7 protein-coding genes are annotated in these 10,965 nt (G+C 71.7%); 6 read left to right on the forward strand and 1 reads right to left on the reverse strand.

Features of this window, described 5'->3' with window-relative positions; translation table 11 throughout:
* Positions 1 to 136 precede the first annotated feature (136 nt).
* From FJ251_09600 to FJ251_09610, 3 genes are all read left to right on the forward strand, one after another.
* Positions 137 to 2,695, forward strand: a complete 2,559-nt coding sequence (locus FJ251_09600; GenBank protein ID MBM4117971.1) for a hypothetical protein — start codon at positions 137 to 139, stop codon at positions 2,693 to 2,695.
* An 80-nt stretch (positions 2,696 to 2,775) separates the two neighbouring features.
* A complete protein-coding gene (locus FJ251_09605; GenBank protein ID MBM4117972.1) occupies positions 2,776 to 3,840 on the forward strand; it encodes a hypothetical protein in 1,065 nt (354 codons plus the stop codon).
* Positions 3,841 to 3,913: 73 nt separating this feature from the next.
* Entirely contained in the window at positions 3,914 to 4,555 is a 642-nt protein-coding gene (locus FJ251_09610; GenBank protein ID MBM4117973.1) for a DUF3800 domain-containing protein, read from the forward strand.
* Positions 4,556 to 4,613: 58 nt separating this feature from the next.
* Here FJ251_09610 and FJ251_09615 read toward each other — a convergent pair whose 3' ends face one another.
* On the reverse strand, positions 4,614 to 5,516 hold the full coding sequence (locus FJ251_09615; protein ID MBM4117974.1) for a hypothetical protein: 903 nt from the start codon (positions 5,514 to 5,516) through the stop codon (positions 4,614 to 4,616).
* A gap of 223 nt (positions 5,517 to 5,739) precedes the next feature.
* Between FJ251_09615 and carA the strand changes: the two genes are divergently transcribed.
* From carA to FJ251_09630, 3 genes are all read left to right on the forward strand, one after another.
* Complete coding sequence (gene carA / locus FJ251_09620; protein ID MBM4117975.1) at positions 5,740 to 6,912, forward strand: glutamine-hydrolyzing carbamoyl-phosphate synthase small subunit; 1,173 nt, start codon at positions 5,740 to 5,742, stop codon at positions 6,910 to 6,912.
* A complete protein-coding gene (carB, locus tag FJ251_09625) occupies positions 6,912 to 10,277 on the forward strand; it encodes a carbamoyl-phosphate synthase large subunit (protein ID MBM4117976.1) in 3,366 nt (1,121 codons plus the stop codon). The genes carA and carB overlap by 1 nt, the downstream gene beginning before the upstream one ends.
* Before the next feature lie 91 nt (positions 10,278 to 10,368).
* Positions 10,369 to 10,755, forward strand: a complete 387-nt coding sequence (locus FJ251_09630; protein MBM4117977.1) for a hypothetical protein — start codon at positions 10,369 to 10,371, stop codon at positions 10,753 to 10,755.
* Positions 10,756 to 10,965: the final 210 nt, after the last annotated feature.

The raw sequence follows: 10,965 nt of genomic DNA on the forward strand, positions 1-10,965 counted from the left end.
ATCTCTTTGTCCGAATCTCGACATGTGACGTCATACCAGGGATTTCGGTGTCACCCCTTTCGCGGGGCGGCCCCCTCTGCCATCATAGGGAGCGGGCCGCCGTGCCGCGGCCCCTTCCCCCCGCCCAGGAGCCTCCGTGCCGAACGCCAAAACCCGGACCGTCACCGTGAGCGGCATCGAGGCCGCGCAGCGCAGGCACGCGCACGAAACGCCCGTGCCCGACTTCGATCAAGCGCGCTTCGAGGAGACCGGCTGGCTCACCGCCATGCTGCTCAGCCTGCTCGGCAACTACTCGCAGACCGGACACTTCGGCGGGCCGCTCGCCTACACGCCCTTCGTCGTCAGTGCGCACCTGCTCGGCCCCGCCCTCGGCGGCCTGCGCTATGATTACCGGCGGCCTAAGCATCCTTACAGTGACAAGTTCATGCTGGCCGGCGGGCACAACGCGCCCGTCACCTATGCGCTCTGGATCCTGATGGGCGAGGCGCTCGCCCGCGCCCACGCCCGCACGGGCCAGTCGCGCTACGCGGCGAATCCGGCCACCAGCATGCTCGCGATCGACGCCCTCGGCTTTCGCCGCAGCGCGGGCGCGCTGAAGACGCTCCTCGCCGAGCGCGACCTCACCGATCACCCGCTCTTCGCTCAAGCAAAGAAGCGCGGCATCCGCGCGCTGGCCGGCCACTCCGAGTCCACGGACCTCACCAACGACGTCAACAGTGGCCCCTCGGGTGTGGGGATCGCGACCGCCGCCGGCAAGGCCGCGTTCTGGGACTTCATGGGCGCGCCGCTGGGCACGCCCAAGATCCTGGCCATCGAGGGCGAGTTCGCGCTGACCTCCGGCCACTCGCAGGAGTTCAAGACGCAGGCCGTGGCGCAGAAGGTCGGCAAGCGCCTGCGCGTGCTGCTCTCCTACAACAACGCGGGCATCGACGACGAGCTGGTGGGCTCGGTCATCGGCCCCGAATTCAAGGGCTACGATCTGGCGAATCAGTGGGCGAGTTACGGCTGGAACGTCTTCGCGATCGAGAACGGCAACGACACCGCACAGATCGCCGCCGCCTTCAAGGCCATGGAGGACGCCGACCCCGCCGACCGCCGCCCGCAGATCCTGATCGGCAAGACGCTCAAGGGCTGGTGGCCCGGCATGGTGAAGGGCGAGATCCCCGGCTTCGGCAAGGCAGTAGTGGACCACGCCTCGCACCCCTACGCCTTCCCGATGAACGGCGACTACTTCCGCGCCCTGGCCGCCACCTTCGAGCAGCGCTTCGGCGTCGCCTTCGAGGGCCTGGCCGCCGGCGCGATCAAGGACGACCGCGAGCGCCTGCTCCAGTTCAAGCGCAACGTGGACATCGCGCTCTCCGTGCTGGACGGCCCGCTCGGCCAGTGGCTGGCCGATCGCCTCCTGAGCATCGGTGAGGGCCTCACTGACGAGCTGCCCCTCAAGCGCCGCGCCCCGCGCGATCCCTTCCGCGATCCGCGCCTGGCCGTGGCCAAGCTGCCCGTGGAGCCGCAGTCGCTCACCGTGACCGATCCCGCCACGGGCCAGACCGCCGAAGTGAGCGTGCGGCTCTTCGAGCCCGCCGGCAAGGTGGCCGGCGCGCGCCGCGCGATCTCGGAGATCTTCAAGTGGTTGAACGCAGTCACCGAGGGCCGCTTCATTGCGATCGCCGCGGACCTGGCCGGCTCGATCAACGTCGAGAAGAGCGCCCTCTTCGGCCGCTACGATCCGGTGGCCAACCCCGGTGGCACCCTGCACCGCGCCGGCATCCAGGAGGCGGCGAACGCGCTCACGGCCATCGGGCTGGTCAGCCAGACGGCCTCGCTGGACCCGGCCGAGCATGACGGGGTCTGGGCCCTCAGCGGCACCTACGGCGCCTTCACGCCGCTGATGTACTTGCCCGCCCGCGTCTGGAGCCAGCAGAACCAGGACAGTCCCTTCCGCGTGGGCGTGCTGCACATCCTTGCCGCGCACTCCGGCCCCGAGACCGCGGCCGACGCGCGCACGCACTTCGGCATCTTCTCGCCGCAGGTCTGGTCGCTCTTCCCGCGCGGGCAGGCGATCCGGCTCAGCTTCTGGGACTACAACGACGTCGCGCCGGGCTACTTCGCCGCCGCGGCCATCGCCGCCCGCGAGCCCGAAGTCGGCATCATCGTGCTCGAGGTGGCGCGGCCGGACTTCCCCGTCGCCGACCGCTCGCGCTTCGCCGACACGGACCTGCGCGCCGCGGCCAAGGGCCTCTACGTGATCCGCGACTTCGCGCCCGGCAAGCCGCGGCACGGCTACGTGGTGGCGCAGGGCTCGAGCTCCACCTTCAACCTGCTCGCCGCGCTGCCGCGCCTGGAGGCCGCGGGCGCGAACGTGAAGGTGATCGCCGCGGTCAGCGAGGAGCTCTTCGCGCGCCAGAGCGCCGCCTATCGCGAGAGCGTGCTGCCGCCCGGCGCGGTGAACGACCTGATGCTCGTCACCACGGGCACCAAGCGCCTGCCGCCCCTGGCCGGCCTCGGCCCGCTCACCGAGGAGTACTCGCTCACCGCCGACCAGGAGGACCGCTGGCTCACCGGCGGCACCGAGGCCGACGTCATCCGCGAGGCGGGCCTGGACGAGGAGTCGATCTTCGCGGGCGTCAAGCGCTTCGCGGTCGAGCGGCCGCAGCGCCTGGCCAGGCAGAAGGAGTGGCTCGGCGGGCTCGACTAGAGCCGGACGGAACCCGCCGGGCGGCCCGCTCGTAAGCGCCGCGTTTGCCCCGCCCTAGCCCGCAGGAGCCCGCGATCCCGATGACCGCCAACGACGCAGGCGGCGCGCTGCGAAGCGCCTGGGTGGCGGCCGTGATCGTCTCGCTGCTGCTGCACGCGCTCCTCGCGGTCGGACTGAAGCACTTCGCGCCCCTGGCCGCCCGCCACGGCGCGCTGCCGCCCGACGCCGAGTTCATCCCGATCGACCTCGCCGATCTGCCCTGGCCCGCCGCCGCCGAGCCGGCCTCCCTGCCCGCTGCGGACTCGCCGCGCGAATTCACGGAGCTGCCGGCCGACCGCGCGGACGTGCCGCCAGCGCGCGCGGACTTCCTCAGCAACGTCGACAGCCGCGCGCGGGACCTGCTGCCCGGCGGCGAGGACGGCGCGCTCCCGCACAGCGCAGGCCGTGCCGAGCTGCCGCAGGTGGCGATGACGCCGGGCGCCGGCGCTTCCGCTGAGGCCGACCCGCCGCAGGCCGCCGCGGCGAGTCCCGCGGCCGCGCAGCCTCCGGGCAGCGAGGCGGTGCAGGGCCCGAGCGGCGAGGCGGCGACCGGCGATGCGCAGGCGGAGGTTTCTCCGAATGGCGAAGGGCTGCGGCGCCTGGAACTGCCTCGCCAGGGCAGCCCGACCGGTACGGACCCGCTCGCCGCCTTCCGCCGCTTCGATCCCTCGGCGCTGGAAGCGGTGCCCACCCCGAGCGCGGGCGCGCGTGCGGCGGCGCCCGGCAACGCGGACATCGCGCAGGAGGGCCTGGCCAGTCCCGACGGCAACGTGCGCCTGCTCGGTGAGGTCAGTCTGAACACGAGCGCCTGGGTCTACGGCTTCTGGATGCAGCGCTTCCGCCGCGCGGTGGAGGCGCACTGGCATCCGCCCTACGCCTTCCAGATCGGCGTGATCAAGGGCTGGACCCTGGTTGCGCTCGAGGTCTCGCGCACGGGCGCGCTGCTGCAGCTCGAGGTGCAGGGCGAGGAGGGCCACTGGACACTGCGCGACGCGAGCGTGGCCGCCATCAAGGCCGCGGCGCCCTTCGAGCCGCTGCCGGCCGACGCGCCGGAGCCGTCCATCCGCCTGCAGATCCGCATGATCTATGAAGATTACAGGCGCTAGGAGATCGAGGAAAGGGCTACCCGCGCCTGACTTGCCAGGTGACAAGGACATGCAGATTGCGTAGATCTTAGGCATGAAGTACCGGATGTACGTGGATGAAGTCGGCAACTCAGATCTCAAGGCGTCTTCGGAACCGAACCACCGCTACCTCAGCCTGACGGGTGTCATTCTGGAGCTAGGCTACGTCGACGCCAAGGTCTTCCCTGCACTTGAAGACCTCAAGCGTCGCTATTTCGGCTCGCATCCGGACGATCCTATCGTCCTCCACCGCAAAGAGCTGCTTAACCGCAAGCCGCCCTTCATGGCCCTGAGGGATCCTGAGGTGGCGCTGCGATTCGATCGCGAGTTGCTCCTGCTTCTCGGCGATCTTGAGTACCGCGTCATCACCGTTGTGATCGACAAGCGGGAGCAGGTTGAGCGCTATCAAACCTGGCGGTATGATCCCTACCACTACTGCCTCAAGGTTCTGCTCGAGCGATACGTGCTCTGGCTTGGGCGGAATCGCGCGCAGGGGGATGTGATGGCAGAGTCGAGGGGCGGATGGGGGAGTTCGGGGCGAGAATCGCAGCGCTGCTCGAAGCCGGCAAGTACGACCGAAGGGGGCGAGGCGGGATCGATGGCTGGGGGCGCAAGCTCCTGCCATGAAAAACGGCCCCGAAGGGCCGCGAAGGCATCAACCTTCCACCTCCAGTCGCCTGGATTGCTGATAATCTAGCATGGCAGAATCCCCTTGGCAACAGCGAAGATCTGCGTTGAGGCTGCGCTAAGCCGCCCTACTGCGCCGCCAGCGCCGCCAGGATCTCGGGGATGTTCGGCTCCACGAGCCAGATGTCGCCGCTGCCCCCGCGATCGCTCGCGAAGGCGATCGTGCTCCCGTCCGGCGACCAGCTCGGCGCGTCGTCGCTCGCGAGATCGGCCGTGAGCTGAACGCTGCGATTGCCGCCCGCCGCCGGCATCACCCAGAGATCGCAGTTGCGGCCCTCGCAGCGCACGAAGGCGAGCAGCTTGCCGTCGGGCGAGAGCGCCGGGCTGCGCAGCACGGCGTCCGGCTCCGCGAGCAGCGGCAGACCGCCCTCGCCATCCGCGCCGACCAGCCAGATCGCGCTGCGCGTCGACTCCAGCTCGCGCACCACGATGTAGAGGCTCCGCCCGTCGCGCGACCAGCAGCCGGGGATGGGCAGGCTGCCCTCCTCGCAGAAGGCCGCCGTCAGCCCGGCCGTGGCCGGCTCGTAGATCCACACGGTGTCGTCGGCGCGAAAGGCGATGGCGTGGCCGTCGGGCGACCACTTCGGCTTGCCGCCCTTCGCGAGCGCCACCCCCGGCGGCAGGAGGCGCAGCGGCTCGCCGCCCGCGGCCGCGACCACCTGCAGGCAGTTGCCGTAGTCGCCGTCGAAGACGATCAGGCTGCCGTCGGGCGACCAGTCCGGATGCTCGCCGATCACGCGCGTGAGCTGGCGCGGCTCGCCGCCCAGCGGCGAAATCAGCCAAAGACCCATCAGCGGCGAGTCGGGATCCTGCGGCGTGCGCGAAAAGAGGATCTGCGCGCCGTCGGGCGACCAGCAGGGGAAGCCCTCCTGTACGAGGTCGCGCGTGAGTTGGCGCACGGGGTACTCGAGGGCGCCGGCGGCGCCGGCGAAGGCCAGGCAGAGGGCCGCGGCCCCAGAGCGACGGCGCATCCCGCACCTCCCGGTTCGAGACGCTCTCACCCCGATCGCAGTATACCCGCATCCCGCAATCACTGCCAAGGGCGAGCCGCGTGTCGGCCCCTCTGCGGGCGCGGCCGGCGGCCGGCAGTTGCGAGTCGGCGATTCCCTCGGGATTCCCCTTGCCGCTGCCCGTCCGCATTGACTAGAGTGCCCGCGATTCGGGATCGCCGTTCCCCTCACCGAATCGAGGGCCTTGGAGGCGAGGATCGCGCTCGAGACCGGCCTGTGCTTCACGGGCCGGCTGTTTGGGGCGCCGCGCGAGGCGGCGGGGGAGCTGGTTTTCCACACCGGGATGACCGGCTACCAGGAGATCCTCACCGACCCCAGCTACGCCGGCCAGATCGTCCTCTTCACTGCTCCCCACATCGGCAACTACGGCATCCAGGCTGAGGACTACGAGTCCGCGCGCGTGCAGCCCGTGGCCGTGGTGCTGCGCGACCACTGTCGCCGCAGCTTCCACCGGCGCGCCGAGCGCGGCCTCGAGGACCTGCTGCGCCGCGACGCCGTGCCCGCCCTCAGCGAAGTGGACACCCGCGCCCTCACGATCGCCGTGCGCGAGGGCGGCGCCTGTCGCGCGGCGATCGGCCTCGCCGAGCCGGCGGCGCTCGTCGCCCGCGCCCGCGCGCTGCCGGCGATGAGCGCCACCGACTGGGTGGCCCGCGTGAGCTGCCGCACGCCCTACGCCGTGCCGGCCGCGGCCGCGCCGCCCGAGGGCGGACCGGCCTTTCGCATCGCCGTGCTGGACTTCGGGGTCAAGCGCAGCATCCTCGGGCGGCTGGCCGCCGAGGGCATCGACTGCCGCGTGCTGCCCGCGCGCACGCCGGCCGCGGAGCTGCTGGCCGCCGGCTACGAGGGCGTCTTCCTCAGCAACGGGCCGGGCGATCCCGCCACGCAGCCCGCGCTCGTGGCGACCGTGCGCGCCCTGCTCGCCGCGGAGCTGCCGCTCTTCGGCATCTGCCTCGGCCACCAGCTCCTCGCCCGCGCGCTGGGCGCGGATACCGTGAAGTTGCCCTTCGGGCACCACGGCGCCAATCATCCCGTGCAGCGTCTCGCCGACGGCCGCGTGGAGATCACCAGCCAGAACCACAACTACGCCGTGCCGGCGGCCTCGCTGGCGGCCACCGCCGCGCGGGCCACACACTTGAGTTTGAACGACAACACAGTGGAGGGCCTGGAGCTGCCCGGCCGCCCGGTCTACTCGGTGCAGTACCACCCCGAGGCCGCGCCCGGCCCGCGCGACAGCCGCTACCTCTTCGCGCGCTTCCGCCGCGACATGGCCGCGCGGCGGAAGCGCGGGGCGGGGCGCGCCGCGGCCGCCCCCGCTTCCGGGCCCGCGCGCGGCGCCGCCCCCGGGGGCGAGCGCTGATGCCCCGCCGCGCTGACATCCAGAGCGTGCTCGTGCTCGGCTCGGGACCCATCGTCATCGGTCAGGCCTGCGAGTTCGACTACGCGGGCACGCAGGCCCTGAAGGCGCTACGCGCGGAGGGCTGCCGCACGATCCTGATCAACAGCAACCCGGCGACGATCATGACCGACCCCGCGCTCGCCGACGCCACCTACGTCGAGCCGCTGGTGCCCGCGGTGGTGGCGCAGGTGATCGCCGCCGAGAGGCCGGACGCCCTGCTCGCCACGGTGGGCGGCCAGACCGCGCTCAACCTGGCCCTCGAGCTGACGGAGTCGGGCGCGCTCGTGCGCCACGGCGTCGAGCTGATCGGCGTCGGCGCGGAGAGCATTCGCCTCGCCGAGGACCGCGAGCGCTTCAAGGCCGCGATGCAGGGGGCCGGCCTGCGCGTGGCGAAGAGCCGCCTCGTCCGCACGCTCGCCGAGGGTGAGGCCGCGTTGGCCGCCATCGGCCTGCCGGCCATCCTGCGCGCGAGTTTCACCCTGGGCGGCGCGGGCAGCGGCGCCGCGACCACGCGCGCGGAGTACTTCGCGCTCGTCGAGGCGGGCCTGCGCGCCTCGGCCGCGGCCACCGGCGGCAGCGGCGGGCTCGCGAGCGTTCTGGTCGAGGAGAGTCTGCACGGCTGGAAGGAGTACGAGCTCGAAGTCATCCGTGACGCGGCGGGCAACGGCATCGTCGTCTGCTCGATCGAGAACATCGACGCCATGGGCGTGCACACCGGCGACAGCGCCACCGTTGCGCCCGCGCAGACCCTCAGCGACCGCGAGTACCAGCAGCTCCGCGACGAGGCGCTCGCCGTGCTCGCCGCCGTCGGTGTCGTCTGCGGGGGCTCGAACGTGCAGTTCGCCGTGCATCCCGACACGGGCGAGTCCGTGGTGATCGAGATGAACCCGCGCGTCTCGCGCAGCAGCGCGCTGGCGAGCAAGGCCACGGGCTACCCGATCGCGAAGATCGCCACGCTGCTCGCCCTGGGCTACACCCTGCCCGAGCTGCCCAACGCAATCACCGGCGTGAGCAGCGCCTGCTTCGAGCCGAGCCTCGACTACACCGTGGTCAAGCTGCCGCGCTGGTCCTTCGAGAAATTCCCCGGCAGCGAGGACCGCCTCGGCACCAGCATGCAGTCCGTGGGCGAGGTGATGGCCATCGGGCGCACGTTCCGCGAGGCGCTCCAGAAGGCGCTGCGCAGCCTCGAGCTGGGCTACGAAGGGCTCGCGCGGCCGGCGGGCGGCGACGCGCCCGCGGGCGGGCCGGCAGGGGCCGCCGCGGCCGCGATCGCCCCCGGGGGCGAGTCGCGCGATCGCACAGCCCTCGCCGCTGCGCTTGCGCGACCCAACCCGCGGCGCCTGCTCGACCTCGCCGAGGCCCTGCGCCGCGGCTTCGATCCCGAGCAGCTCTGCCGCGCCACGGGCATCGACCCCTGGTTCATCGACCAGCTCGCGCGGCTCGTGGAGCTCGAAGGCCGCCTGCGCGGCTTCGCGCTCGCCGCACTGCCGCCGGAACTGCTCGGCGAGGCCAAGCGCGAGGGTTTCAGCGACGCCGAGCTCGCGCGGCTCGGCGGTGGTGCCGACGCACCCGCCCCCGGGGGCGGATCGAGCGGCGAAGCGACCCTGCGCGCGCGGCGCGCGGCGCTGGGCCTGATGCCGGTCTTCCGGCGCGTCGACACCTGCGCCGCCGAGTTCGCCAGCCGCACGCCCTACCTCTACTCGACCTGGGAGGAGGGCCCCTGCGAAGCGGCGCCGAGCGCGCGGCGCAAGGTGATCGTGCTGGGCAGCGGGCCGAACCGCATCGGCCAGGGCATCGAGTTCGACAGCTGCTGCTGCCACGCGGTCGGCGCACTGCGCGCGGCGGGCGTCGAGGCGATCATGGTCAACTGCAATCCCGAGACCGTGAGCACCGACTACGACACGAGTGACCGCCTCTACTTCGAGCCGCTGCGCCTGGAATCGGTGCTGGCGATCGTCGCGCGCGAGCGGCCGGAGGGCGTGATCGTGAGCCTGGGCGGGCAGACGCCGCTGGCCCTGGCGCGGCCCCTGGCCGAGGCCGGCGTGCGCATCCTGGGCACGCCGGTCGACGCCATCGAGGCCGCCGAGGACCGCGACCGCTTTGCCGCCCTCTGCGCGGAGCTGGCCATTCCGACTCCGGCCTGGGGCACAGCGGCCGATCCCGAAGCCGCGGTCGCGGTAGCCGCGCGCATCGGCTATCCGGTCATGCTGCGGCCGAGCTTCGTGCTCGGCGGACGCGCGATGCAGGTGGTCTACGACGAAGCCGCCCTGCGCCATGGCTTCGCCGAGGTCGCGCTCGTGAGCCCGGCGCACCCGGTGCTGCTCGACCGTTTCCTCGAACACGCCGTCGAGTTCGACCTCGATTGCATTGCCGACGGCGAGACCCTGCTGCTCGGCGGGATCATGCAGCACATCGAGGAGGCCGGCGTGCACAGCGGCGACTCCTGCGCGGTCTTCCCGCCGCAGCTCGTCACGCACGGGCAGTACGCGGCGATGCGCGCGATCGCGGCTCGCCTTGCGCACGCGCTGGGCGTGATCGGCCCGATGAACGTGCAGTTCGCCGTGCAAGACGGGCAGGTCTTCGTGCTCGAGGTGAACCCGCGCGCGAGCCGCACGCTGCCCTTCCTTGAGAAGGCCACCGGCCTTGCGCTCACGGCCGCCGCCACACGCGCCATGCTTGGCGAGTCCTTCGCCACGCAGGGCCTGCGCGAAGCCCCGTTGCCCGAGCGCTGCTTCGTCAAAGCACCCGTCTTTCCTTTCCGCCGCTTTCCCGCCAGCGACCGCCTGCTCGGTCCCGAGATGAAGAGCACCGGCGAGGTGATGGGCGTGGGCGCGGGCTTCGGCGAGGCCTTCGCACGGGCACAGCTCGGCACCGGCCAGGGCCTGCCGGTGGCAGGCACGGCCTTCCTCAGTGTGCACGACCGCGACAAGCCCGACCTGCTGCCGATCGCGCGCCAGCTCGCCGTGCTCGGCTTCGCGCTACTCGCCACCGCGGGCACGGCCGAGGCCCTGCGCGCACGCGGCCTGGCCTGCGAGCCCGTCGCGAAGGTGGGCGAGGGCTCGCCGCACATTGCCGAGCGCATCCTTGCGGGCGGCGTGCAACTCGTGATCAACACGCCCCTGGGGGCGGCCAGCCGCTACGACGAGCGGCCCATCCGCCACGCCGCCACGCTGATGGACGTCCCCTGCATCACAACGCTCGCCGGCGCGCGCGCGGCGGTGGACGGCATCCGCGCCCTGCGCGAGGGCCTCGGCCTGCCGCAGAGCCTGCAGGCCCTGCATGCCCTGCAGGCCACTCGCCCCCGGGGGCGGGCGGCTCGGGGATAGCCGGCGCGATTGTGCGCTGTGCGACCTGGTGCCAGACTCGCCCTCATGCCCATCGCGGGTCCGCTCGCGAAGCTGGAAGGATGCCCCGGCCATGCATACAGCTACACGCCAGGCGATCTACCTCGGCCAGGTGTTGCTGGTCGGCTTCGGCGTGCTTCTCCTGCGCGACGGACTTCTTGAGCGGACTTCCCTCTCAGCGGTCGGCGCCTATCTCGTCGAGGCGATCTGGTTCGTCCTTGTCATCGGCCTCGGCATCCTGCACCGAAGACTGGCCCCGCAACGTCGCTGGGCGCAGATGCTGCAGGCCGGGATCCTCGGCGGGAGCATCCCAACCCTGGTCGTCGGCGCCATGCATCGTTTCGGGACTGGTAAGTACTGGGGCTACTTCATCGTCGCCCTCTTTCTGGTCATCTTCATGGCCTCCTGGTCCATCTTGATGAAGCTGGAGAAGCCCCGGGCTCCGCAGCCTGGGACCTAGCTCTGCCACTCGCCCCCGGGGGCGGGTTGTGTTGCTTTCGCTGGGGGAAATCGTGGGAGGAGGAGCCGCCGGGGATTTTCTTCGCTCGCGCCCTTGACGGCCCTTGCAGGATACTATACATTCGTATCCCCCGCAAGCCTCCCGCCGCACTTTCCTGAGGAATTCCCATGGTCACCCGTGCCGAACGGGCCGCGCGGCTGCACGCCGCGA

This window comes from bacterium, assembly GCA_016873475.1.
Lineage (GTDB): Bacteria > Krumholzibacteriota > Krumholzibacteriia > JACNKJ01 > JACNKJ01 > VGXI01.